Annotated in this window: 21 protein-coding genes and 4 pseudogenes; 13 read left to right on the plus strand and 12 right to left on the minus strand. The window is 69.6% G+C overall.

Going from position 1 to position 24506, the window contains the following annotated elements:
- Positions 1 to 12 precede the first annotated feature (12 nt).
- Positions 13 to 1605: an ABC transporter permease gene (locus ACQEVU_RS14995; RefSeq protein ID WP_433323752.1), complete on the minus strand. Its 1593-nt coding sequence runs from the start codon at positions 1603 to 1605 to the stop codon at positions 13 to 15.
- Positions 1602 to 2570: an ATP-binding cassette domain-containing protein gene (locus ACQEVU_RS15000; protein WP_433323754.1), complete on the minus strand. Its 969-nt coding sequence runs from the start codon at positions 2568 to 2570 to the stop codon at positions 1602 to 1604. The genes ACQEVU_RS14995 and ACQEVU_RS15000 overlap by 4 nt, the downstream gene beginning before the upstream one ends.
- Before the next feature lie 113 nt (positions 2571 to 2683).
- On the opposite strand from ACQEVU_RS15000, the gene ACQEVU_RS15005 reads away from it, so the two are divergent.
- Positions 2684 to 3337, plus strand: coding sequence for a TetR family transcriptional regulator (locus ACQEVU_RS15005; protein WP_433323756.1), 654 nt, complete (start codon positions 2684 to 2686; stop codon positions 3335 to 3337).
- 85 nt (positions 3338 to 3422) lie between these two features.
- On the opposite strand, the gene ACQEVU_RS15010 is transcribed toward ACQEVU_RS15005, so the two are convergent.
- Entirely contained in the window at positions 3423 to 3713 is a 291-nt protein-coding gene (locus ACQEVU_RS15010; protein WP_433323758.1) for a hypothetical protein, read from the minus strand.
- On the opposite strand from ACQEVU_RS15010, the pseudogene ACQEVU_RS15015 reads away from it, so the two are divergent.
- Together ACQEVU_RS15015 and ACQEVU_RS15020 are read left to right on the plus strand one after the other, a co-directional pair.
- Positions 3713 to 4360: pseudogene (locus tag ACQEVU_RS15015) on the plus strand (IS6 family transposase); the annotation flags it as partial. The gene ACQEVU_RS15010 and the pseudogene ACQEVU_RS15015 overlap by 1 nt on opposite strands.
- Positions 4361 to 4537: 177 nt before the next feature.
- Positions 4538 to 5143 carry a WD40 repeat domain-containing protein gene (locus tag ACQEVU_RS15020; protein WP_433334940.1) on the plus strand — a complete coding sequence of 202 codons (606 nt, stop codon included), beginning with the start codon at positions 4538 to 4540 and terminating at the stop codon, positions 5141 to 5143.
- Between the two features lie 278 nt (positions 5144 to 5421).
- On the opposite strand, the gene ACQEVU_RS15025 is transcribed toward ACQEVU_RS15020, so the two are convergent.
- Positions 5422 to 5601 carry a hypothetical protein gene (locus ACQEVU_RS15025; RefSeq protein ID WP_433323760.1) on the minus strand — a complete coding sequence of 60 codons (180 nt, stop codon included), beginning with the start codon at positions 5599 to 5601 and terminating at the stop codon, positions 5422 to 5424.
- Positions 5602 to 5768: 167 nt separating this feature from the next.
- Between ACQEVU_RS15025 and ACQEVU_RS15030 the strand changes: the two genes are divergently transcribed.
- The 3 genes and pseudogenes from ACQEVU_RS15030 to ACQEVU_RS15040 all read left to right on the plus strand — a co-directional run.
- Positions 5769 to 8300 carry a tetratricopeptide repeat protein gene (locus tag ACQEVU_RS15030; RefSeq protein WP_433323762.1) on the plus strand — a complete coding sequence of 844 codons (2532 nt, stop codon included), beginning with the start codon at positions 5769 to 5771 and terminating at the stop codon, positions 8298 to 8300.
- Positions 8290 to 8538: pseudogene (locus tag ACQEVU_RS15035) on the plus strand (DDE-type integrase/transposase/recombinase); the annotation flags it as partial. The gene ACQEVU_RS15030 and the pseudogene ACQEVU_RS15035, both read left to right, overlap by 11 nt.
- A 44-nt stretch (positions 8539 to 8582) precedes the next feature.
- A pseudogene (locus ACQEVU_RS15040) lies at positions 8583 to 8681 on the plus strand (excalibur calcium-binding domain-containing protein); the annotation flags it as partial.
- Between the two features lie 161 nt (positions 8682 to 8842).
- Here ACQEVU_RS15040 and ACQEVU_RS15045 read toward each other — a convergent pair.
- Entirely contained in the window at positions 8843 to 9262 is a 420-nt protein-coding gene (locus ACQEVU_RS15045) for a hypothetical protein (protein ID WP_433335378.1), read from the minus strand.
- A gap of 186 nt (positions 9263 to 9448) precedes the next feature.
- Between ACQEVU_RS15045 and recD2 the strand changes: the two genes are divergently transcribed.
- Positions 9449 to 11674 (plus strand): SF1B family DNA helicase RecD2, encoded by a 2226-nt coding sequence (recD2, locus tag ACQEVU_RS15050; RefSeq protein WP_433334942.1) that lies wholly within the window; start codon positions 9449 to 9451, stop codon positions 11672 to 11674.
- Between the two features lie 350 nt (positions 11675 to 12024).
- Here recD2 and ACQEVU_RS15055 read toward each other — a convergent pair whose 3' ends face one another.
- The 3 genes from ACQEVU_RS15055 to ACQEVU_RS15065 form a co-directional block, all read right to left on the minus strand.
- Positions 12025 to 13023, minus strand: a complete 999-nt coding sequence (locus ACQEVU_RS15055) for an NAD(P)-dependent alcohol dehydrogenase (RefSeq protein WP_433323764.1) — start codon at positions 13021 to 13023, stop codon at positions 12025 to 12027.
- A 161-nt stretch (positions 13024 to 13184) separates the two neighbouring features.
- Complete coding sequence (locus ACQEVU_RS15060) at positions 13185 to 14462, minus strand: sensor histidine kinase (RefSeq protein ID WP_433323766.1); 1278 nt, start codon at positions 14460 to 14462, stop codon at positions 13185 to 13187.
- Positions 14459 to 15109 (minus strand): response regulator transcription factor, encoded by a 651-nt coding sequence (locus ACQEVU_RS15065; protein WP_433334944.1) that lies wholly within the window; start codon positions 15107 to 15109, stop codon positions 14459 to 14461. The genes ACQEVU_RS15060 and ACQEVU_RS15065 overlap by 4 nt, the downstream gene beginning before the upstream one ends.
- 87 nt (positions 15110 to 15196) lie before the next feature.
- On the opposite strand from ACQEVU_RS15065, the gene ACQEVU_RS15070 reads away from it, so the two are divergent.
- Genes ACQEVU_RS15070 through ACQEVU_RS15085 form a run of 4 tightly spaced genes read left to right on the plus strand, consistent with a single transcriptional unit; the run spans position 15197 to position 18697 of the window.
- Positions 15197 to 15706, plus strand: a complete 510-nt coding sequence (locus tag ACQEVU_RS15070) for a hypothetical protein (RefSeq protein ID WP_433323768.1) — start codon at positions 15197 to 15199, stop codon at positions 15704 to 15706.
- Positions 15703 to 16758 carry a peptidoglycan-binding protein gene (locus ACQEVU_RS15075; RefSeq protein ID WP_433323770.1) on the plus strand — a complete coding sequence of 352 codons (1056 nt, stop codon included), beginning with the start codon at positions 15703 to 15705 and terminating at the stop codon, positions 16756 to 16758. Before ACQEVU_RS15070 ends, ACQEVU_RS15075 begins: the two co-directional genes overlap by 4 nt.
- The gene (locus ACQEVU_RS15080) at positions 16755 to 17510 is read left to right on the plus strand and encodes an ABC transporter ATP-binding protein (protein ID WP_433323772.1); all 756 of its coding nucleotides are present in this window, start codon (positions 16755 to 16757) and stop codon (positions 17508 to 17510) included. Before ACQEVU_RS15075 ends, ACQEVU_RS15080 begins: the two co-directional genes overlap by 4 nt.
- Complete coding sequence (locus ACQEVU_RS15085; RefSeq protein WP_433323774.1) at positions 17507 to 18697, plus strand: ABC transporter permease; 1191 nt, start codon at positions 17507 to 17509, stop codon at positions 18695 to 18697. Before ACQEVU_RS15080 ends, ACQEVU_RS15085 begins: the two co-directional genes overlap by 4 nt.
- 425 nt (positions 18698 to 19122) lie before the next feature.
- Here ACQEVU_RS15085 and ACQEVU_RS15090 read toward each other — a convergent pair whose 3' ends face one another.
- Positions 19123 to 19545, minus strand: a complete 423-nt coding sequence (locus ACQEVU_RS15090; RefSeq protein WP_433323776.1) for a nitroreductase/quinone reductase family protein — start codon at positions 19543 to 19545, stop codon at positions 19123 to 19125.
- A 61-nt stretch (positions 19546 to 19606) separates the two neighbouring features.
- On the opposite strand from ACQEVU_RS15090, the gene ACQEVU_RS15095 reads away from it, so the two are divergent.
- Positions 19607 to 20293, plus strand: a complete 687-nt coding sequence (locus tag ACQEVU_RS15095; RefSeq protein WP_433323778.1) for a TetR/AcrR family transcriptional regulator — start codon at positions 19607 to 19609, stop codon at positions 20291 to 20293.
- Between the two features lie 33 nt (positions 20294 to 20326).
- Here the strand turns inward: ACQEVU_RS15095 and ACQEVU_RS15100 are convergent, their stop codons facing one another.
- The 3 genes from ACQEVU_RS15100 to ACQEVU_RS15110 form a co-directional block, all read right to left on the minus strand.
- On the minus strand, positions 20327 to 20989 hold the full coding sequence (locus ACQEVU_RS15100; protein ID WP_433323780.1) for a DUF6585 family protein: 663 nt from the start codon (positions 20987 to 20989) through the stop codon (positions 20327 to 20329).
- Between the two features lie 141 nt (positions 20990 to 21130).
- Positions 21131 to 22615 carry an MFS transporter gene (locus ACQEVU_RS15105; protein WP_433323782.1) on the minus strand — a complete coding sequence of 495 codons (1485 nt, stop codon included), beginning with the start codon at positions 22613 to 22615 and terminating at the stop codon, positions 21131 to 21133.
- A 601-nt stretch (positions 22616 to 23216) separates the two neighbouring features.
- On the minus strand, positions 23217 to 23780 hold the full coding sequence (locus ACQEVU_RS15110; RefSeq protein WP_433323784.1) for a hypothetical protein: 564 nt from the start codon (positions 23778 to 23780) through the stop codon (positions 23217 to 23219).
- A 95-nt stretch (positions 23781 to 23875) separates the two neighbouring features.
- Between ACQEVU_RS15110 and ACQEVU_RS15115 the strand changes: the two are divergent.
- Positions 23876 to 24438 (plus strand): annotated as a pseudogene (locus tag ACQEVU_RS15115) (IS607 family transposase).
- Positions 24439 to 24506: the final 68 nt, after the last annotated feature.

Here is a 24506-nt window from a genome sequence, read left to right on the forward strand (position 1 = left end):
GTGGCTGGTGGGCTAGATGACGTCGCGGCGGCGGAACCCGGCGAACGCGACGGCGGTGAAGGCGATGGCGACGACGGTGACGATGCCGAGGCCGGACCAGTCGGGGCTGGTGGCGGTGACGTTCGGGACGTGCCACAGCGGGCTGATGCCGAGGATCCAGTTCCACAGCTTGAACAGCGGGCCGAGCAGGGTCAGGGCGAACGTGGCCACGACGCCGAGCCAGCCGGCCAGCCGCGCCCGCGGGTTCGCGCCGACCACAGCGAGGGCGAGCCCGACGAGGGTCCACACCGCGGGGATGGTGGCGAGGGCCTGCAGGACGACGTCGCCGACCGCGATGCCGGGTTCGGCGCTCGCGGCCACGAGGCCGATGACGGTCCCGGCGACGAGCAGCGCGACCGCCGGGGCGGCGAACGCGATGATCGCGTTGCTGGCCAGGTACTTGACGCGGCTCAACGCCCCGGCGAGGACCGGTTCGACGCGGTAGTCGGTCTCCTCGGCGTAGATGCGCATGACGACCTGGACTCCGAGGACGGCGGCGATGATCCCGACCAGCTGCAGGATGGTGACGAGGAACCCGAAGATCAGCCCGGCCTGGGTGGTCGCGCCGGACTTGATCAGCCCGCCCATGTTCGGGTTGGACGCGAACACGTCGCCGATCGAGGTGGCCAGGAACCCGAATACCAGGCCCAGGCCGGCGAACGCGACCAGCCACGAGATGAGCGAGCCGCGGTTGATGCGCAGGGCCAGGCCCCACACCGAGGCGACGAGGCCGCCGCGGGCCGGGCCGCGGCGCGGGGCGATCATGCCGAGGCCGAAGTCGCGGCGGGCGTGCAGGGCCAGGGCGACCCCGGCGAGGACGATCGCGAGGCCGAGGGCGAGCAGCAGCGGCCAGCCGTTGTTCGCGGTGGCGGGGCGGACCTGCTCGAGCCAGCCGAGCGGGGTGAGCCAGACCGCCCAGCCGCCCGTCTGGCTGGCGTCGATGTAGCCGCGGACGATGAAGGCGATACCGAGGGTGGCCACGGCGATGCTGTTGGCGGCGCGGGCGTCGGAGCCGATCTGCGCGGCGATCCCGGCGACCCCGGCGAACATCAGGCCCGACGCGGTGAACGTCGCCGACAGTGCGAGCGAGTTGGTCCAGCCGCCGCCGAACGCGACGGTGACCAGCCACGACACGACACCGAGCGCGATCGAGGCGAGGACGGCCATGAGCATGGCGACGGCGAGGCGGGTCTGGCGGCCCATGACCCCGGAGGCGAGGAGTTCGGCCTGGCCGGAGTCCTCGTCGGCGCGGCTGTTCCGTACGACGATGAAGATTGCCATGAGCGCGGCGAAGAACCCGCCGAGGGCGCCGGCCCGCCAGGCGTTGAACCCGTCGGCGGTGAGCAGGTCCCGGGCCGGGCCGAAGATCAGGCTCAGCGCCGGGTTCGACCCGAGGGTCGACGACAGCTGCTGGCGGGCCGGCAGGTCGGGGAACACCCAGGCGTAGGCGAGGACCGACGATGCGGACAGGGCGGTGATCAGCACGATCCACGGGCCGATGTTGCGGGCGTCCTGCTTGAGTGCGGCGCGCAGCAGCGGCCGCGCGCCGGTCAGGGTCTGGTTCATGCCGCACCGCCCGTGACGGCGGTACCCCAGCGCGCCGCCTCAACCTCGGTGTCGGTCCCGTACTGGCGCAGGAACAGCTCTTCCAGGGACGGGGGTGCCACGGTCAGCGAGGTGAGCGGGTAGCGGCTGAGTTCGGCCATCGCCGTCGTGAGCTGGTCGGCGTCGACGGTGCCGGTGAACCGCCCGTCCTGCAGCGTGCCGTCGTGGATGGACGTCAGCCCGTCCAGGCTGGCGGGCGGGCCGGTGAACACGGCGTGGATGGTGCTGCGGGTCCGTCCCCGCAGCTGCTGCAGCGTGCCCGTCTCGACGACCTTGCCGGCGCGGATGATGCTGATCCGGTCAGCGAGGGCCTCGGCCTCGGACAGGATGTGGCTGGACAGCAGCACGCTGCGGCCGCGGGCCTTCTCCTTGGCGATCTCCTCCTGGAAGACCGCCTCCATCAGCGGGTCCAGGCCGGAGGTGGGCTCGTCCAGGATGAGCAGGTCGACGTCGGAGGCGAGCGCGGCGACCAGGGCGACCTTCTGCCGGTTGCCTTTGGAGTACTGCCGGCCGCGCTTGGTCGGGTCGAGCTCGAAGCGTTCGATGAGTTCCTCGCGGCGGTCCTCGTCGAGGCCGCCGCGGAGCTTGCCGAGCAGGTCGATCGCCTCACCGCCGGTCATGCCCGGCCACAGCGACACATCGCCGGGCACGTAGGCCAGACGGCGGTGCAGGGTCACGACGTCGCGCCACGGGTCGCCGCCGAGCACCCGGACCAGGCCGGCGTCGGCCTTGAGCAGGCCCAGCAGCACCCGAATGGTGGTCGACTTCCCCGCACCGTTCGGGCCGAGGAAGCCGTGCACCTCGCCCCGGGTGACGCGCAGGTCGAGGCCGTCGAGGGCCTTGAACGCGCCGAACGACTTGACCAGCCCGGCGACTTCGATGACCGCGTCGCCGTCCGGCGACGTCGCGGAGCTCGACTGGTTCATGACGGATGCCCTTCCCTGAGCTGCCGACATTGCAATTCCACGGTTGAGGAGTTCTCACCAACCGTAAACTCCACACCTGTGGAAGTCAACGCATGATGAGCTACGCTACAGCGGTGGCGAGCACAGCACCTACGCACGGCGAAACTGCCGGACAGACCGCCGGAAAGCCTGGCGGCCGGCGGAGCACCGGCCGGCGGGCCGGCGGGGACAGCGGCACTCGCGAGGCGATCCTGGCCGCCGCCCGCGATCAGTTCGCCGCGAAAGGCTTCGACGGGGCGTCACTGCGGGTCATCGCCGCGGCGGCCGGGGTGGACACCGGCCTGATCCGGCACTTCTTCGGCAGCAAGGACGACCTGTTCGCCGCCACCCTGCACATCCCCGACAGCATCGTGCAGCGGATGCTGACCGCCCTGGCCGGCGACGCGGAGCGGCTCGGCGAGCGGATGGTCGACACCTATCTGCACCTCTGGGAAGACCCGGCCACCGCCGAGCCGATCCTGGCCATCGCCCGCTCCGCGATCTCCTCGGACAAGGCCGCCGACCGGCTGCGCGCCATCCTCGGCGCCAACCTCTTCCGCCAAGCCCTGCCCCACCTGCCGGAAGACCACGCCGACGTGCGCGCCGCCCTCGCCGGGGCGCACCTCATGGGCATCGCCCTGGCCCGCTACGTCGTGCGCGTCGAACCCCTCGTCGACCTCGACCGCACCACGCTCGTCGCGTTCTGCGCACCGGCCATCCAGCGGTACCTCACTGAGCCACTGCCCTAACCATCGCCGCGCCACGGACTACAGCGCCCGGCCGTAATGCTCCAGAATGGCTCCACCGGCTGTGAGCTGGGGCTCCGGCCTGCAGTCAGCTTGCTGCGAGGTACTCGTAGATGAGGCCGCCGACGGCATGACGGCGTTGGACCCGAGTTGCTGACAGGGGGATGACGGTGGGGTCGTCGTTCGGGGCGAGCTGGTTTCGGCCCTGGTGGGGCCGGTGGTCATTGAAATGGCGGACGTAGTCGCGAAGGATCTTCTCGGTGTGGCTGCGGTCGAGCAGAAGAATGGGCTCTGTTCCGTTCGCTGCCGGCAAGATCGAGGCTTGAGCAATGAAGGTTCCGAGCCGGCTTCCGCCTTCGCCACCACGGTCAGCGTTCATCGGGGTTCCGGTTCCCGCCGGAGGTGATCGTGGTCGCCGTCCGGCTGTACCTGCGTTACAACCTCTCGTACCGCGATGTCGAAGAACTGCTCCTCGAGCGGGATGTTGATGTCGACCACGTGACGGCGTTCCGCTGGGTCCAGCGGTTCACGCCGCTGCTGGCCGACGCCGCCCGGTTCTGCCGGCATTCCCCGAGCGACAGGTGGTATGTCGACGAGACCTACGTCAAGGTCAACGGCCGGTGGCGGTACGTGTACCGCGCCCTCGACCAGTACGGCCAGGTCATCGACGTGCTCGTCACGGCCCGCCGCTTCTTCCGTCGAGCGTTGGCCACGTTGAAGGTGACGCCCAACGAGGTCATCACCGATGCGGCATCGGTGTACCCCGCGGTCCTCGACGAGCTGGTCCCGTCGGCGTGGCATCACGTCGAACGTTATGCCAACAACCGGATCGAGGCCGATCACAGCCAGCTGAAGCACCGGCTCAGACCGATGCGCGGCCTGCGCACCGACCGGACCGCGCAGATCATCATCGCCGGGCATGCCTTCATGCAAAACGTCCGCCGCGGCAACTACGAACTGGGACTTGACGCCCCACGCGGACTCCGCGTAGCCGCGGCGTTCACCGAACTCGTCGGCGCCATCTGAGCCAGACAGGAATGCTGGCTCAGCGTGTCACCCGATCAGACAACGCAACGGCGCCCTACCGAGAGCCCTTGACGGACTGCGCTTTCGCCCCTGACGGCAGCTGGTTCGTCACCCGCTACCCGTGACGGGACGGTTAGCATTCACGACACCGCCACCGGTGACATCGTCGACACGCCGATACACGGACATCCATCGGTGGCTGCCTGCGTAATCGCACCGGATGGCCGGTGGCTCATCATCGGCGCCGCTGACGGCGGCGCCACGGTGTGGGATCTCGACGCCGGCCAGGCCCGCACCGATCTCGCCGGCCACGACAGCCGCATCACTGGCGCTGCCATCACCCCCGACGGCGCGAAGATTGTCACGGTCTCCCGGGACGGGACGGCACGGGTGTGGGACACGGCCACCGGTACGCACACGGCGACATTCGGCGGGCATGCTGGCGAGGTCACATCCTGCGCCATCGCCCCCGACGGAAGCTGGGTCGTGACCACCGGAGACGACGGCACCGCACGCATCTGGGACCCCTGCACCGGCCTGGAGCACCGCACGCTGCGCGGGCACACGGGCCCGGTCGCCGGCTGCGCCGTCGCACCGAACGGAAGCTGGCTCGTGACCGCGGGCACCGACGGCCTGCTGTGCACCTGGACGCCAGCCGACGGAGTCGCGGTCGCCGCGATCCGGGTCGACGAAGCGCTCAGCGACTTCTGCTGTCTGCCCGACGGCAGCGGCGTGTGCGCCGTCAGCGACCGCGGGATCTACCTCATCTCCTACGATCCGTGACGGGCCTGTCAGGTCCCGTGGGCGGAGGCCAACCAGCATGGCCGCAGCCACTTACCAGAGGTTCGAACGAACGGTAGCGAGCCTTGATCCGCTACTCGAACAGGTTCGGCCGGCCCTTCCGATCAGCAAGCCACGCACCGGGTTCTTCCTACGCGCCGAGTCGTTCTACAACGTCGCGACCGAGATCGAGCGACTCGACAGTGGGCCGGGCGGGTCGCTGCTCGCCTCGTACGGAGGGCGCAGCCTGCACGAACGCTCACACGGCGAATCCGCCCTGGTCAACGCGAGCGGTTGCGGCGAAGGAGGATCTTGAGGATTTCAATGGCGGCACGGCGGCGGGCAGACGTTCGGGCGAAGATCGCGGTGAGTGCTGTGGTGGCGATGGCGGCAGCGTAGATGACGCCAGCGGCGCTGGTGGTCAAGGTCGTCGCGTTGAGCAGGTCGGCAGGGGCCGGCATCGGGGACTCCATCGTTCTTGGTGGGCGTTGGCGTCCCTCGGTTATGTCGGTCCGGTCGATTTCCGATGAGGCGTTTTCGGCTACGGTGCGAGAGTGGCCAGCTCACATTCGGTGAGAAGTACTCCGGTCCGGATCCGGTCCGGATGCTGCATCGTGGTAGTGATCCCGTGAATGTGGAGCGGTCGGCCGGGCAGCGGTTCGCTGCGGCGCTGCAGGAGTTGTACGAGGCGGCCGGCAGACCGGAGCATCGATTGCTGATCAGGCAGGCCGAGCGCCAGGAGCCGCCGGTGCGGTTGGCTCCGAGGAGCCTCAGTGATTGGTTCGGCGGCAGGCATCTGCCGGCGGATCCAGGCGCGTTGCGGTTTCTTGTGACGTTCCTGCAGCCCATGGCTGCCAGCCACAGCAGTGATTTCGTGCCGCGGAATTGGTCTTGGTGGCAACACTTGCACGAGCAGGCCCGGCAGGACACGGCTGGCCGCGCCGGACGGCCACGCACCGGCCAGACATCGACCGCTGCGGATGCAACGCGGCTGGGCAAGCCCATCGGAGCTTGTAGCCCGTTCGCCCTCGAGGTGCACCGGGCAATCGAAGTGCCGGGCCAGCACGAAACCCTACCGGAACTCCCGCCATACGTGCCCCGCGCTCACGACGCCCGTCTCCGCAGTGCGGTGCAGGCTGCTGCGGGCGGGCGGAGCCAGTTGGTGGTACTGGTTGGCGAATCTTCGACCGGCAAGACCCGCGCGTGTTGGGAGGCGATCCAGGATCTATCGGATCGGTGGCGGCTATGGCATCCGATTGATCCAAGTCGGCCGCTCGCGGCGGCCGAGGAATTGGATCGGGTAGGGCCGTGCACGGTTGTGTGGCTGAACGAGGCGCAGCACTACCTACTACCGGCGAACGCGGATCTTGGTGAGCGGGTATCGGCCAGGCTGCGCACGTTGATCACCGAGCCCGAACGTGGGCCAGTGCTTGTGATCGGCACAATGTGGCCGCAGTATTGGGCGACGCTGATGTCGCCGCCGACACCGGGGCGGCCTGACCCACATGCGCAGGCCCGCGAACTTCTCGGTGGTCACGACCTGCCGGTGCCGGACGCGTTTAATCCAGCAGATCTCACGGCGCTGCAGCGCGTCGCATCCACCGACGTCCGGCTGCGCCACGCATTCGAGCATGCCTCGGCCGGCCGGGTCACCCAGCACCTTGCCGGCGTTCCGGAGCTGCTCCAGCGCTACCGCAACGCACCCGTCACCGCACGCGCAGTCATCCACGTCGCCATCGACGCTCGTCGGTTCGGTGGTCCCGTTCACCTGCCGCGCGCCTTGCTGGCGTTCGCTGCGCCTGGATACATGACCGACCTCGAGTGGAACGAACTCGACGACGACTGGCTCACCGATGCACTCGCATTCACCGCACGACCGTGTCACGGGACGCCCGGTCCACTCACGAGGGCCCGTCCGCGTCCCGGCCCTGGGCCGGCAACCGGTGATGGGGTCTATCGCCTCGCCGATCACCTCGAACAGACCGTCGCCGCAGCGCGCGCGAACGTCTTTCCACCGCACTCGTTCTGGGACGCGTTCGTCATGGCGGACATCGATCCAGACACGTTGTGCATCGTCGGCGAACATGCGGCTGCGCGTTGCAGGTATAACCGTGCCGCTCAATTGTTCCGGCGTGCCGCCGACGAGGGAAGCGCGCTGGCCCTCGTGCTGCTTGCCATGCTCCACCGGCAGGCAGGACAACCCGCCGTGGCTGAGGTTTTCATCCGACACGCCATCGATCGCGGCGCTGTCGCCGGGTTGTGGGTTGCCGCCCGATGGCGCGAGCAGTCCGGCAACCGGTCGGCCGCGGAAAACCTGGCGCGGCAGGCTGCTGACCGGAACGCCACCGTCGGCCTACGCGCGCTGGCCGAATTACGAGCGGGAGCGGGCGATGTGGCGGCTGCGGAGACGCTCTACCGTGACGCCGCGCAGCGCGGCGACGCGGTCGCATGGCGGGCGCTGGGTGACCTGGCCCGCCGGTCCGGTGATCTTGACACAGCAGAAGAGCTCTACCGCGAGGCGGTCGATCGCGGCGATGGCGTGGCGCTTCGCGGCTTGGCCGAAATGCGCGAACTGGCAGGCGATAGGCCCGGCGCTGAACTGATCGCCAACCGAGCCGCTGATCGCGGCGACACGGTCGGACTGCGCCATGTCGCTCGGATGCGCGAACGAAACGGGGACCCGACAGGTGCAGAAGCGCTGTATCGCCGGGCGGCAGAACTCGGCGACACGGTGGCGCTGCGGTCGCTTGCCCGGCTGCGAATCAACATCGGTGACCGCACCGGTGCAGCAGAACTTGCCCGACGCGCTGCCGACCACGGCGACGGCATCGGTCTGCGCAGCTTGGCCGAATATCACTGGCGCGCCGGCGACCGCGCTGCGGCCGTCGACCTATACGAGCGGTCCGCAGACAGCGGCGACACAGCAGCGATGCGCTTTCTGTCTCGGCATTGCGAGCAGACTGGCGACCTACCCGGCGCTCGTTCGTTTGCCCTCGGCGCCGTGAACTCCGGCGACAGACGCGCTCTGCGGTACCTCGCGCACCTCCACGAGCTGACCGGCGACCGAACTGGCGCGAAACGCATCAGACGGTTCGGTCTCAATGACGATGGTTCTCCGGCCGACCGGTTCGGTGATGATCATCGCCCCGATGCATCCTGACCTTGAGGTGCTGGCACGCCGGTTCTTCCGCCGGGCGATAGCCACGTTGAAGGTGCGACCCACCGAAGTCATCACCGACGCGGCGCCGGTGTACCCGGCGGTGCTCGATGAGCTCGTTCCCTCGGCGTTGCACCACATCGAACGGCATGCCAACAACCGGGTCGAGGCCAACCACGACCAGCTCAAACAGCGGCTCAGACCGATGCGCGGCCTACGGACCGACCGCACCGCCCAGACGATCATCCCCGGACCGATGCGGACGACCTCTACTACAAGAACTGCGCGGCGGCGAGAGCGGTCGGCGCGGCGCCGCTGCACCGGGGCGACCCCGGCTATCGGTCCGGCCTGGACCGTGACGGGGATGGGGTTGCCTGCGAGTGACCGGGCGGGCAGCGCGAGCTGCCCCCTTGTTCGTGGCGCGCGAGGCACGCGGGGTGGTGGGCCGGCGCGGCGGCTGCCGTGCTGCGGTAGGCGGTGTCACCCGGCGGGAGACACCTGCCGCCACGCCGGCCCCATCCACACATACCGAAATATGAGCGATGTTAGGGCCGTGCCGGCCCGGCATCTCCGAATGGCGCACCGGGCGAAGCCCGCTCAGGGGAGCGCCGCGCCGAACGTCCGAGGTGATCCCGGCTGCGGCGGGCATGGACGTCGGCGTCCACGCCCGCCCGCTGCTGGTACGGGTCGGTGATGCCGCGGGCGATCGCCTCGGCCCGGTCGGCGTCACCGACCTCGGCTACCGCCCGGACGAGCCCGGCCAGCGCCCACGCCTGCCGGACTGGGTCGGTGACGCTGCGGGCGATCGCCTCGGCGTCGGCGGCCAGCCGCCGGGCCCGGTCGGCGTCACCGGCCTCGGCCAGCGTCCGGACGAGTGCGGCCAACGCCTCCGCGTGCCGATACGGGTTGGTGATGCCGCGGGCGAGGGATTCGGCTCGGACCGGCTGGCCGAGGATGGCCCACACGGCGGGGAGGTTGGCGGGGATGTTGGCGTTGCGGGAGGCGAGACGGCCGCAACCACACAGCCGGCACTTCCTCGTGGTCCTAGCCGAGCTGGGAGAACGGCTCGCCAGCGCGCCAGATCCCGCGCGACGGCGGGCTTTTACACGTGCCCTGGGTGGTCTGGCGAGATGGACCGGCGAGCGGGCACGATGGTCGCCGTGACCGCGACCGCCGCCTCCACCCGTCCGCCGGGCGCCGTGCTCGAGGCCGTCCTGGAACGGCTCACCTACGTCAACGAGGACACCGGCTACACTGTTGCCAGGGTCGCGACCAGCCGCAGCGGCGACGAGCTGCTGACCGTGGTCGGGGCGCTGCTGGGCGCCCAACCCGGCGAGAGCCTGCGCCTCGTCGGCCGCTGGTCGAGCCATCCGAAGTACGGGCGGCAGTTCGAGGTCGAGTCCTACACCACGGTCCTGCCCGCCACGATCCAGGGCATCCAGCGCTACCTCGGCTCCGGCCTCGTCAAGGGCATCGGACCGGTGTTCGCCGAGCGGATCGTCGCGCACTTCGGCCTCGACACACTGCGGGTCATCGAGGCGGAACCCGGCCGGCTGGTCGAGGTCCCCGGCCTGGGCCCGAAACGCACCGCGAAGATCACCGCCGCGTGGGAGGAACAGCAGGCGATCAAGGAGGTGATGGTCTTCCTGCAGGGCGTCGGCGTGTCCACGTCCCTAGCGGTGCGGATCTTCCAGCAGTACGCCGACACGTCGATCACGGTGGTACGGACCGAGCCGTACCGGCTCGCGGCCGATGTGTGGGGGATCGGGTTCAAGACCGCTGACACGATCGCCCAGGCGGTCGGGATCCCGCACGACAGCCCGGAACGGGTCAAGGCCGGCCTGCAGTACACACTGTCTGAGGCGACCGACGCCGGGCACTGCTACCTGCCCCAGGAACAGCTCATCGCCGACGCGGTCAAGATCCTCGACGTGCCGGCGCCCCTCGCCGGCACCTGCCTCGACGCGCTCGCTGCCGAGGAAGGCGTCGTCCGGGAACTGGTGCCCGGACCGGACGGGCCGGTGACCGCGGTGTACCTGGTGCCGTTCCACCGCGCCGAAACCGCCCTCGCCGGCGCGTTGACCCGGCTGCTACGGGATCGGGCCGACCGGATGCCGCACTTCACCGACGTCGACTGGCCCAAAGCCCTCACCTGGCTGCATGCCCGCACTGGAGCGACTCTCGCGCCGGAGCAGGAACAGGCGGTGCGGCTGGCGCTGACGTCGAAGGTGGCTGTCCTCACCGGCGGTCCGGGGTGTGGGAAAAGCTTCACCGTCCGCTCGATCGTCACCCTCGCTGCCGCGAAGAAGGCCAAGGTGACGCTGGTGGCGCCGACCGGCCGGGCCGCGAAACGCCTCGCCGAGCTCACCGGCCACCCCGCCGCCACCGTCCATCGCCTGCTGCAGCTGCGCCCCGGAGGCGACGCCTCGTTCGACCGGGACAACCCCCTCGACGTCGACCTCCTCGTCGTTGACGAAGCGTCCATGCTCGACCTGATCCTGGCCAACAAGCTCATCAAAGCCGTCCCGCCCGGCGCGCACCTGCTGCTCGTCGGCGACGTCGACCAGCTGCCGTCCGTCGGCGCCGGCGAAGTCCTCCGCGACGTCCTCGCCGCCGACAACATTCCGCAGGTGCGGCTCACCCAGGTGTTCCGGCAGGCCGCCCAATCCGGGATCGTCACCAACGCCCACCGCATCAACGCCGGCAAACCACCGCAGCTGCAGGGCATGACCGACTTCTTCCTGTTCTCCTGCGACGACACCGAAGCCACCGCCGCGCTCACCGTCGACGTGGCCTGCACCCGCATCCCGGCCAAATTCGGCTTCGACCCGCGCCGCGACATCCAGGTCCTCACCCCGATGCACCGCGGCCCGGCCGGCGCCGGCGCGCTGAACTCCCTGCTGCAGCAGCGGCTCACCCCCGGCCGTGACGGCCAGCCGGAGCGTCGGTCCGGGGGCCGGGTGTTCCGTATCGGTGACAAGGTCACCCAGATCCGCAACAACTACGACAAAGGGCAGGCCGGGGTGTTCAACGGCACCCTCGGCGTTATCACCGCCCTGTCCACCGACGAGCAGACCCTCACCGTGCGCACCGACGAGGACGAGTCCATCGACTACGACTTCGACGAACTCGACGAGCTCGCCCACGCCTACGCCATGACCATCCACCGCTCCCAGGGCTCCGAATACCCGGCTGCCGTCATACCCCTGACCACGAGCGCCTGGATGATGCTGCAACGCAACCTGCTCTACACCGCCGTCACCCGAGCCAAACAGCTCGTCGTCCTCGTCGGCTCCCGACGCGCCCTCGCCGCCGCCGTGCGCACCGTCGGCGCCGGCCGCCGCCACACCGCCCTCACCCACCGCCTCACCACCTGACCACGCTTGGCAGGCCCGGATCCGCCGCCGATCCCCAACCACGGGTGCAACCTGGATCAACAGCCCGCCGACGGCGCGACCTGGTTTTGTTCGCGAGTTTGGGCACCAGATGTCGCTGAGTTTCGGCGCCACCGAGATCTCACCGATTTCGATGTTCGCGAGTTTGGGCCCCACCCCAGCGAGACCCGCTCACGCGTCGTCGGCCGGGCCTCGCCGTTCACGCACGGTGACGCCTGCCTGAGACAGGGCACGCCTTGTCTGCGGCATAGCGGATGCTGCCGGCTCTACGTTTGTCACCTCCTAGGTCTCGATGCGCGGCGTCCGCGGGTCGCTTCGTACGCCTGAATCCATCAGAGGCCGGCCAGCTCGTCCGGCTCACCGATGGTGATCACGACTGCGCCCAGCCGCTGCTCGGTCTCGACCCGGCGGTGGGCGGCGGTCACCTCCGACATCGGGTAAACCCGGTCGACAATTGATTGGATCTTACTGGCTTCGATCATTTCGGTGATCGTCGCCAGGGCTTCCTTCGTTTCGGGGGCGAATGCCACGGTGACGGTCTTGTCGGTGAAACGAGTTGTCAGCACCGAGCGGACGAGGACCGACAGGCGGGGGTTACCGTTGACATACCGCCCGCCCGGTTGGAGCATGCCGACGAGACGGCGGTACGGACTCCCGGGGACCATGTCGAAGATGACGTCGAACCTGCGGCCTGTGGTCGTGACGTCGTCGGTGGTGTAGTCGATGAAATCGCTGGCCCCGAGGCGTCGGACGAGGTCCTCCTTGATCCCGTGGTCGACCGCGGTGACCTGTGCGCCAAAGGAGTGGGCGATCTGGATGGCATGGGCGCCGATGCTGCCGCCGGCCCCGTTGATCAGCACCTGCTCCCCGGGCTTGATACTGGCGCGCCGCATGAAGTGCAGAGCGTTGAGTCCGCCGAGTGGGACCGCGGCGGCCTCAGCGAACGTCATATTCCGTGGCTTGGGTGCGATGGCGGCCCGCTCGGGAAGGACGAGGTACTCGCTGTAGGCACCCAAGCGCAGGCTGGCGGAGCCGTAGACCTGATCGCCCGGGGCAAAGCGGGTGACCCGCCCGCCCACCGACACCACTTCACCGGCGAAGTAGCCGCCCAGGACGCGACGTCTCGGCTTTCTGATCCCAACCGCGATCCGTAGCGGCAGCCAGAGCCATTTCACCGAGTACCGGAAGCTCCTGAACTCGCAGTCGGACTTGGTCGTCTCCGCCGCCCGTACCCTGATCAGGACGTCCTGATCGCCCGGGACCGGCATGGGCACGTCCGCCAGATGCAGGACCTCAGGCCCTCCATAGCGGCTGTAAATGACGGCTTTCACGAAGCCATCGGATCGGCTTGCAGGTCATGCTGTCAACCGGGTGGGTGGTGCGGCAGTGTCCCGGTGCCGCGGGCAATTCCGGCGGCCGGCCAGCAAGCCGCCGAACCAGCGGCGCCGAAACCCAGCGGGGCGCCGATTCCCGGTATCGCGTCGGCGGACTGTCAGTTCGCGGTCGGGATGGCGCATGTGGATGTGTCCGGTTCATCGAATGGCTGATCGAGCCACGGTGTGGTCGATGGCGGCAGGGTGACCACGATTTCGAGGCCGCCGGCCGGTCGGGGGCGGGCGGTGACGGTGCCGTGGTGCATCGTGGCGATCGACGCGACGATGGCCAGGCCGAGCCCGAAACCGTCACGGGTGGTGCGGTCGTGCAGGCGGTGGAACGGCTCGAACAGGGCGTCGGTCGCCTCGGATGGGACGACCGGGCCGGTGTTGGCCACGACCAGCGTCGGCTGGCCGTGCTGGGTGGACGTGGTGATCCAGAAGTGGCCGCCGGGATCGTTGTACCGTACGGCGTTGTCGACGAGGTTCGCGACGAGGCGTTCCAGGAGCACCGGATCGCCGGTCGTGATGGCGGGGGCCAGCGACGCATGCGCGGCACGGTCGCGCGGTTCGACCGAGTCCAGGACCTCCTCGGCAATCGCGGCCAGGTCGACGTCCTCGTGGGCGGTCAGCCCGCGACCGCTGCGAGCCAGTGTGAGCAGGGCTTCGATGAGCGCCTCGGCGTGCTCGACGGCTTCGCGGACGTCCCGGGCCATCTCGTGCAGTTCGTCCTGGGTGGGCGCCCGCTTGGCGAGGACCACGTCCACGGCGGCGCGCATCACCATGAGCGGGGTCCGCAGTTCGTGGCTGGCATTGGCGATGAACCGCTCCTGGCTGGTGAATACCGCTTCCAGCCGGCCGAGCATCTCGTCGAACGTGTCGGCCAGTTCCCGCAGTTCGTCGCGGGGGCCGGTCAGCGCGACCCGTGCGGACAGGTTGTGCTCGGAGGCCGTCCGGGCCGCGGCGGCGATCTTGTGGACCGGCCGTAACGCCCGTCCCGAGACGAGCCAGCCGGCCGCCGCGGCGAGGGCCACGACTGCCGCCAGCGTGGTCAGTGAGTACTGGACCAGATGGGACAGCGTCGCCTCGCGCTGACTCTGCGCCCCCCAGACCTGGTAGGCCAACGCGCACTTGTCCCGCAGATTCGGGTCGATCTGTTTCGTGTTCGTGCTGAAGGCCCGTTCGCAGATCGGCTCGAACGTCTGCCGGTCCGGCGCCTGCACCACCGAGCGGTCCACCCCACCGCCCGGCACTCGGACCTGGCGCGCTTCCGAGGCCGTCGGCAGGTTCGCCACGAGGGCATAGGTGATCACCACGAGGAGGGCGCCGCCGCCGGCGAAGAGGCCGGAGTACAGCAGTGTGAGGCGTACCCGGAGGGTTGGTTTCGGTCGCCTCACATCCGGTATCCCTTTCCGACGACGGTCTCGATCACCGGCGGCGGACCGAGTTTGCGTCGCAGCCGGGCCATTGTCACCGACACCGCGGTCGTGAACGGGTCGGTGTGCTCGTCCCAGACGTGTTCGAGCAACTCTTCCGCGCTGACCACGGCACCGTCGGCCGCCACGAGCATCTCCAGCACGCCGAATTCCTTACGGGTCAGCGACAGCGTCCGCCCGCTGCGGCTGGCCCGGTGGCGGGCCCGGTCGACGGTGACGTCGCCCCGGCGCGCGACCGGCGGCGCGGACGGGGCACGCCGGCCCAGCGCGCGTACCCGCGCCACCAGTTCCTCGAACGCGCACGGCTTGCCCAGGTAGTCGTCGGCCCCGCGTTCCAACCCGTCGACTCGGTCGTCGACGCTTGAGGCGGCTGTGAGCATGAGAATGCGCGGCCCTTCCGTTTCGGCGGCCAGCGACCGGCAGACCTGATCGCCGTGTACCGCCGGCAGGTCCCGGTCGAGCACGATCACGTCGTACGCCGTGTAGCCGGCCCGGGCCAGCGCGGCCGCACCGTCGTGGACGACATCCACCGCCATCCCGGCATCGCGCAATCCCTCGGCGATCCGATTGGCCAGCGTAACGTGATCTTCGGCCACGAGTACTCGCATCTGCCCATTGTGCGTCGGTGCAGTTTGCATCCGTCCGACATGCGGCGACGCGCCCGTGCCGCACCCCCGGGCGTACACCTCAGGGCCATGAGACGAATCCTCGTTGTGCCGTTCCTGCTGGCGGCGCTCGCGGCTGCAGCGGCGTGCGGCGACAAGCCCGGTGGCGGATCGCCGGACGGTGGGGCGTCACCCACCAGCGCCGGGTCGTTCCAGCAGTTTGCGGCGTGTATGCGTGAGCATGGTCAGAACGTGCCGGACCCCGATCCCAACTCCGGCAACGTGGCGTTGACGCCACCGGCCGTCGACCGCGGCGCTTGGGACTCGGCAATGGGCGCCTGCCGGCAGTTCCTGCCCAACGGTGGGGAAGCGGCCGGCATGAACCCGCAGGGGTTGGAGGGCTTGCGGGCGTACGCCGCGTGCATGCGGGATCACGGCGTCGAGGTGAGCGATCCCGACCCGGACACCGGCAAGAGCCATTTTGGAGGCCGGTTCGCGAACGTGGGCAAGGATCAGATCCTCAACGATCCGATCTACAAGGCGGCCGATGCGGCGTGCAAGGACAAGCTGGGAACGGACGGGAAGGAGGGCCACAAGTGACCCGGCTGCGTGTTGCCGCGGTTGCCGGTTCGACCCTTCTCGTGGCCGCGGCGGTTGTAGCGGCCTCGGTCGGGTTCGGCGGCGTCGGTGGCGGCGGGAACCCTTCGCCGCAGAGCAGCGGTCCGGCGCTTGCGACCACCCCGGTCACCCGGAGCACGCTGACCCAGACGCAGCAGGTGAATGGAACGCTCGGCTATGGAACGCCGGTGCGGGTCAAGGCGCACGGAAGCGGAACGGTCACCTGGCTACCGGCGCTGGGCGTGGTGGTCAACCGTGGCCAGCAGCTTTACCAGGTCGACAACCGGCCGGTGTCGCTGTTCTACGGCGACCGCCCGTTCTACCGCTCGCTGCAGACCGGGGACACAGGGGCGGACGTGAAGGTGCTCGAGCAGAACCTCACCGCCCTCGGCTACACCGGAATCACTGTCGACACGACGTACACGTCGGCGACCGCGACGGCGGTGCGTAGGTGGCAGAAGGACCGCTCACTGACGCAGACCGGCGTCTTCGATCCGGCCGCGGTCGTGCTCGCGCCCACCGCGGTACGGGTCGCGACCGTCGATCTGCAGCTCGGTGACCCGGCCGACGGCCAGGTGCTCAGCTATTCCGGTACCACCAGAGTCGTGCAGGTCGCGCTTGACGTGGCCCTGCAATCGATAGCCAAGCAGGGCAGCTCGGCGACGGTCACACTGCCCGACGGGAGCAATCTGGCCGGGACGGTCGGAAACGTCGGGTCGGTGGCGGTAGCGGGCCGGCTGGAAACCGACCCGGCGACGATCGACGTCACGGTGACCGTGGCCGACCAGTCGAAGCTCGGTACGCTCGACCAGGCGCCGGTCACGGTCACGCTGGTCGCGGCGACTGTGGAGAACGTGCTCACCGTGCCGGTGGCGGCGCTTGTCGCGCTCGCCGAGGGCGGCACCGCCGTCCAGGTGATGAACGGTTCGACCAGCCACTACGTGACCGTACAGCTGGGCATGTTCGCCAACGGGCGGGTGCAGGTCACCGGCGACGGCATCGTCGAGGGCACGCTGGTCGGGGTTCCTTCATGATCACGCTGGATCGGGTCGGGAAGTCGTACCCGGGGGGCGTCACGGCGCTGCGGGACGTGTCGCTGGCCATCGGACCGGGTGAGCTGGTCGCCATCGTCGGGCCGTCCGGCTCCGGGAAGTCGACGATGCTGCACATGATGGGGGCGCTCGACCTGCCGACGACCGGCTCGGTGACGATTGGCGGCCAAGACGTCTCGCGCCTGTCCGACCGGCAGCTGTCGGCGCTGCGCGGGCGCACGATCGGGTTCGTTTTTCAGCAGTTCCACCTCGCGGCGGGCATACCAGCGGTGGACAATGTGGCGGACGGCTTGCTGTATGCGGGCGTCAGGCTGCGGGAGCGGCGGCGCCGCGCGGGGGAAGCCCTGCGCCGGGTGGGGCTCGGCCATCGACTCACCCACAAACCGCACGAACTCTCCGGCGGCGAGCGGCAGCGAGTCGCCATCGCCCGCGCGGTCATCGGCGACCCATCGCTGCTGCTGGCGGACGAGCCCACCGGAAACCTCGACTCCGAGTCCGGGGCATACGTGTTGCAACTGCTGCACGAGCTGCACACAGCGGGTACCACGATCGTGGTGATCACCCACGACCGTGACATCGCCGCAAGCATGCCGCGACGCGTGGAAATCCGCGACGGGCAGGTGACCGACTGCCGGCCGCCGCGCGGCGTGAGCGACGACCCTGGCTCGCTGCGCGGCGCCGCACGCACCGACCTGGAGTCTTCGAGCGACGAGCCAGCGGGGTGGATGCAATGACGGCGCGATCCCGCCTGCTGCCGCGTGACGTCGCCCGGGTCGGTGCCACCGGTCTGCGCACCCGCCCGCTTCGCGCGATGCTCGCCGCGCTGGGCATCGCGATCGGTATCGCCGCCATGGTCTGTGTCGTGGGCATCGCCAGCTCCAGCCGCGCGCACATCGATCAGAAGCTCGCCCAGCTCGGCACGAACCTACTGAAGATCAACCCGGGTGAGTCGGTCCTCGGTGACGAGTCACACCTGCCCACCGACGCCGTCGCGATGGTCGGCCGGATACCCGACGTCACCTCGGTGACCGCCATCGGGAAGACCGACGCCCACGTCTACCGCAGCGAACACATACCGTCGGCCCAGACCGGCAGCATCGCCGTGCTGGCCGCGCGAACCGACCTGCTCGACGCCGTCCACGCCCGCGTGATCCACGGGACGTGGCTCAACGCCGCGACCGCTACCTACCCCGCGATCGTGCTCGGCTCGACCGCGGCGAAGCGACTCGGCATCGCCGCACCCAGCCCCGACGTGAAGGTCTGGCTGGACAGCCAATGGTTCACCGTGGTCGGCGTGCTCGACCAGGTACCCCTCGCACCCGAACTGGACAACGCCGCGCTGATCGGCTGGCAAGTGGCGGCCGCCCAGCTGCGCTTCGACGGCTACCCGACGGTCATCTACGCCCGTACCCGCGACAACGCCGTCGTGTCAGTACAGGCGATGCTGGCCAGAACAGCGAATCCGGAACACCCGAACGAGGTAAAGGTGTCACGGCCGTCGGATGCCCTCGCCGCCAGAGAGGCCACCGACACCGCACTGTCGGGTCTGCTCCTCGGACTCGGCGCTGTCGCCCTGCTGGTCGGCGGCGTCGGCGTGGCCAACACCATGGTGATCTCGGTACTGGAACGACGCGCCGAGATCGGCCTGCGCCGCGCCCTCGGGGCCACCCGGGGACACATCCGGCTGCAATTCCTCGCCGAGTCGCAACTGCTGTCCGCGCTCGGCGGCGTCGGCGGCGCGCTGATCGGCATCGCGGTCACGACCGGTTACGCCGGCTACCAGGACTGGCCTACCGTCGTGCCGGCCTGGGCCACCGTCGGTGGCGTGCTGGCCACACTGGTGATCGGCGGTTGCGCCGGCATCTACCCAGCGTGGCGGGCCGCCCGCCTCTCGCCCACCGAAGCACTCGCCGCATCATGACGCCACGGCCGGATTCGGTCCAGGCAGGACCCGGCCGTGGCGGGCGCGCCCGCAGACCCGAATCCACGGATAGCCCGGTCGCCGTGCCTCGCGGCGAAGGCGACGCCGAGTAGGGCATTGGCCCGGCCGGCCGACAGCTGGGCCGTGACACCGTCGTAGCCCAGGGTCAGCTGGAGGTCATCCGAATGAATCTCGTTTTCGGGACGCCGGGTCCGGACAGGTGGCTGTCCGGACCCGGCGTCGGGGACCCACCGGTGGGTGGGTGGCGGAGGTGACCGCCTGGCTGAATGCCGAGCGCGTCAACCCGCTGGTTGCGGTGCATCAGGCGGCCGCGCTACCCGGCCCGCACGCGTCGGCGGCGATTCCACCCGCGGCTCGTCGGTGGGTGGCGCGGATGGTGCCCAGTCCGCCCAGTACCGCGGCTTCTAGTGGAGGCGGACGACTGCGACGCCCCGGGCGAGGGCTGCGCGGAGGTCGCCGGGGTCCGGTGCGCCGCCGGGCGTGGGGCGGATCCGTGCGTAGCGGCCGTGGACCGGGTTGTGGGCCAGGATCGCACGGTACAGCTCGGTGCACGATTCCTCGTCGGTGACCACCTCCGCCAGCATGTCGCGCCGCCGGCGGCCGACCGTGACCCGCACCGGCACGTCTGGGCGCAGGTTGCGCCGCCAGCGGCCGGCGGTGCCGATGAGCAGGCCGTCCGCGGTCGCGACGTAGCCGACCGGGATTCGGTACCGCCGCTGCGACTTGCGCCCGATGACGTCGAGGAGCAGCACGCGGTTGCTGACGGTGCGGTGCAGTAGCGGGGTGGCGAGGATTGCCCGCATGGCCAGGTTCAATGCCGATTGCATGCCAGGGCTCCAATCAACTGATTGATTGGATCGTATCGCCTGTCAGCGGTACCGTCACCGGGTGGAGACATCACAGCGGGAGTCCGGGCGCCGCGACGCGATCGTCGAGGCGGCCTACCGGTGCGTGGCCGACAAAGGGTTGTACGGGCTACGGATGCGCGATGTCGCCGCCGCGGCCGGGGTGAACATCGCCACCGTGCACTACCACCTCACGAGCAAGGGTGACCTGATCAGGGCCGTGGTCGAGCACGGGCACGACGTGTTTCTCCGGCACGCCGCGGCGCCGGAGCTCACCGACCCGGCCCGGCGGGTGTCGGCGCACCTGGACCGGGTCTTCGCGCTGCTGCAGAACGATCCGCGGCTGGCGCACGTGTTGGCGGAGGTCGCCGTGCACGCACGCCGGGACCCGCTCGTCGCGCAGACCGTGGTACAGGCGCAGGAGCGCTGGCGGCTGGCGCTGGAGCGCATGATGGCACCGCTCCCGCGCCGGCGGAGCGGGCCTATCGCGCGGCTCGTGATCCTGACGGTCAAAGGCGCCTGCCTGCCTCCGGCCGACCCGGCCGGCCTGCGCGCCGCCCGCCGCGAGCTGATCCAGCTCGTCAAGCTGCGCCTGGACGCACTGTCAGCAACCTCGGCCGCTGCGACGCCCGCGCCGCCGCGATGCGCGCCGGCACCAGCTGCGCCTGGCGCGGACGTGCCGGGATCCGCCCCGGCCGTAGGCCGGGGTGGATCGAATCAACCGCCGTGATCGGGAGCCGGGCAATGTCTGTGCCGGCGCGGGTCAGTTGGATGTTGCGGCGTGGACCAGGGTCATGAAGGCGGTCAGGTTGGGAACGCGGTGGACGCCGACCGACGCCCACGGCCAGCGCTTTCCCCGAGCCATCACCTGGACGGCACCCGCCTTGAGGCGCGCCTGCTGGATCTCGGCCCACATCAGCCGCTTCCCCTTGCCGAACCGGGCTGGCAGATGCAGACCACCGGGCTCCATCACGTAGCCCCGGAAATCAATGCTGTGTCCCTGCCGCAGCGCAGCCTGCATCCGCGGCAACTGCGCCGTCGCGATTCGGGGGTCGACGAACTGGCGAAGGTCGTCGACGATGTGCCGCACCTTCAGGGTCGTCTCTCCGCCCACCCGGTACCCGCGGCCGTCGCTGAGCTTGAACCAGCACGTGATGTCGGTGCCTCGATAGATGCTGTTGTAGTGCTTGCGCACCACGAACTGGTTGAACTCTGTGACCTCGTCGTACCGGAAATGGAATGGCTGTTGGTCCGTCCGGAAGCCGACCACCGCCCCTTGCCCGAAGATGCCGATGGCCAGGACCTTGTTCCGCGCCGCCTGCAGCCGGGAGCTGGTCTGCATGGCGCGGATCTGAGGGCCCATCGACCGCGCGGCCGCCAGCTCGTGAAAGACAGACGGCAGCTGTACGTTGTCCTCGCGCGGCATCTCATCCCCTCACGACGCGGGCGCCCGCCGTGGGCGACGCTACCCAGTGACAACCGGCGACGCCGACGGGCCGGCAGCCGCTTCGGGGCCGGCCTGGTGTCCAGCGGTCGGAGCGTGCATCTGTCACTGCCCAGTTGAGCGTCATGACGGGTACCTCATCTCGGGGGAAGCGGCCGCGGGCGCGTGCTCCGCGGCGGACACGGGCGGCATCCGGCTCGATCGGTTGCCGGGGCGGAGCAGCACGATTGTTGCCGCGGCGGCGATGGTCGCGGCGACGGCACCGACCAGGGTCGTCAGCGACATGGCCTGGACGAACGCTCGCTTGGCGGCGTGGGTGAGCTCGGCGTCGCCGGTAGCCGCGGCGAGAGCGAGCGCGTCGCCGATCGACTGCCGGGCCGCGGAGCCGGCACCGCGGGGCATCGCGGCGGTGAACGCCGCGGTGAGGATGCTTCCCAGGACGGCGACGCTGAGTGCCTGACCGACCTGTTGGACCGTCTCGTTGACGGCCGATCCCACGCCCGCATGCTCCCGAGGCAACGCGGCCAGGACGGTGCCGTACGAGGCCGGCACGGCCATGCCGCTGCCCGCACCGGTGAGCACGAGTGCCGGCACCAGCCGCAGGTAGCTATCGCCGGCGGCGGTTGTGGCGAGCAGGGCAAACCCGGCGGCGAGCAGCAGGAGGCCCCCGCTCACCGCAACCCGCGCTCCGAACCGCTTGTCGACGGCGACACCGACGGCGTTGAACAGCATGACGGACACCAGCAGCGGCGCGAGTGCCAGACCCGCTCGCAGGGCGTCGAATCCGAGGACGAACTGCAGGTACTGGGTGAGCGCGAGCATCACGCCACCGCCCGCGAACGACAGCAGCACGATGGAGAGGCTTCCGCCGTTGAAGGTCCGGTCCTTGAACAGCTCGAGGGCAAGCATGGGCTCGGATTGCCGCCGCTCCCACAGCACGAACGCAGTGAGGCCGAGCGCCGCGATCCCGAACCCGGTGAGGACGACGACGGAAGACCAGCCGTTCCCGGCCACGGCGATGACGGCCCAGACCAGGGCCGTCAGCCCGATGATCGACAGCAGGGCCCCGACCAGGTCCGGGCGACGCGCCGGCGCTCGTGACTCAGGAATGATCAGCACCGCCGCGAGCACGCCGGCCATCGCCACCGGCACGTTGAGCAGAAACACCGAACCCCACCAGAAGTACCGCAACAGCAGACCGCCCACAGCCGGCCCGGCGAGCGCGCCAAGGACCAGTGTCGAACTCCAGACGGCAAAAGCCCGCTTACGTTCGGCCGGGTCGAACGCCGCGGTCAGGATCGCCAGGGTTCCCGGCATGACCAGCGCCCCGCCCACACCCATCCCCGCCCGCGCGGCGATGAGCTGGCCGGGAGAGGCGGCGAACGACGCCGCCAGGGAGGCGACTCCGAAGAGCGCCAGGCCGATGACGAGACCGCGGCGGCGGCCGTGGCGGTCCAGCAGGCCGCCCGCGGTGAGTAGCAAACCGGCGAACACCAGGATGTACGAGTCGAGGATCCACTGGATGTCCGAGCTGCTCGCACCCAGCTCGCGGATCAGCGTGGGGATGGCAACGTTGAGCACCGACGTGTCGATGACCAGCACGACCATGCAGAGACAGCAGATGACCAGGACCCACCAACGACGCGGATCCGGGGATGCCGATCCATCCATCGAACCTGCCTTTCAGGAGAGCTCGCCTCGGTTGACGCGATTGAGACGACAGGCGCACTCGCAATTCATCGGCCGCCACGACCCTGCGGTCAGCCGTGCTGCGCGGCACCGATGCCGACTCGTTCCTTCTGCGACACGACGCCGGCGTATCAACGGACCGGTCGTAAGCAGACGACGGCGGCTCGGGGCGTCTGCTCGTGGATGCTCGGGTGCGATCCGGTTCAAGCCGGTGGCGGGCCGCGGTCGCAGTTGCGCGCACCTGATCTTGGTGGGTTGCCGCTGGCGCGTGCCGTTGCTGGTGCGCAACCGCCGGGCGTGCGGTCGTCGACGTGAACCGAAGACCATGTCGGCCGGCGACCGGTCGCCTGGATCGGGGCACCGTGAAGACGCTGCGGAAGCAGAGATCGGCCAGACGCGGTCGCAGCGCGTCCGGCCGACCTGCATGTCAAGCGTGGGCATGCCCACCGGCAACTTGCCGCCAGGGTAATCCAGGTGTGGGGTCAGGCACCCCAGCTGTTGGCGAGCCCTGGGCGGACGCCTACGCGTTGGAAGCGGTGTAGGCGTATCCGCCCCACCAGTAGACCCAGATCTTGCTGTGCGGGTAGTGGCTCGTGTAGCAGCCGTACTTGACGACGCAGTACTCGATGTGCCGCTGGCGGAACGAGGTCGCCACGTTGTAGACGGGCGTGGAGCTGTGCGACTCGGCATTCAGTTCGCGGACGTAGACGACGCTCGACGCGTTGGTCACGTAATCGTACCGCTGCCGCCACTTGGTGACCTTCTTGCCGGAGCTCGTGCCACACCACTCGACGTAGTGGTGCCACTTGTACAGTGTGCTGCCGAGAAGGCTACGCCGCCGGACGGTGACCGTGACGTGCCAGCACGATGTGGCGTCGATGGTGTAGACCGGACTAGCGTCGCCGCCCGACACATCCATCGCGGCCAGATTGGTTGAGGGGTCGGGGACCTCGTCGGCCAGCACCGGATCCGTCTTGATCAGATCGATGTCCGCCTGGGTGTAGGTGCCGTCGTTAATCCTCGCCAGGGCGGCCGCCACGGCGGGGTCAGCCGGGTCGTCGGCGAACGCGGGGGGCGCGAACATGCCGAGGGATGCCACCGTCGCAAGGGCGAGGGGGTAACAACTGCTCCGGACTTTATGGGCAAACATAGTCATCTGTGGTCGTATATGCTGGCTGGGTGAAGCTCGCGGAGTGGGCACGCCGGCAAGGTGTGAGCTACCGCCTGGCGGTGGGTGAAGGATGGGCAGATGCCCGTCCCCGTCCGCCAGGCACCCTCCGGGCGCGTGGATCGTGGAGGAGTCGCGCAAGCAGGTTTCCGGCCGTGTTGTCGCGTACTGCCGGGTGTCGTCGGCGGATCAGGAGCCGGACGTTGACCGGCAGGTCGCCCGCGTCGTCACCGAAGCCGGTATGCGCGGCCTGGCCGTGAGCGAGGTTGTGACCGAAGTTGGCTCGGGCTTGAACGGCAAGCGTCGTAAGTTGCAACGTGTGCTCGCCGACCCGCACGTTGCCGTGGTCGTCGTAGAGCACAGGGACCGCCTCGCCCGGTTTGGCGTCGAGCACCTGCAAGCCACCCTATCGGCGACCGGTCGCGAGCTGGTGGTCCTCGACCCGGAGGAGACCACCGACGAGGACATGACCGACGTGCTCGCCTCAATGTGTGCCCGCCTGTACGGGCAGCGGGCCGCGAAAAACCGCGCCGCCCGTGCCATCGCCGCGGCGACCACAAAGGAAGACCAGTAGTGCCGAGGAAGCCCCTCAGCCTGCAGAAGACGGCGGACCGCGCCCTGTGTCCCGTGCCCACAGCGAAC

The organism is Dactylosporangium sp. CA-139066, from assembly GCF_050936175.1.
GTDB lineage: Bacteria > Actinomycetota > Actinomycetes > Mycobacteriales > Micromonosporaceae > Dactylosporangium.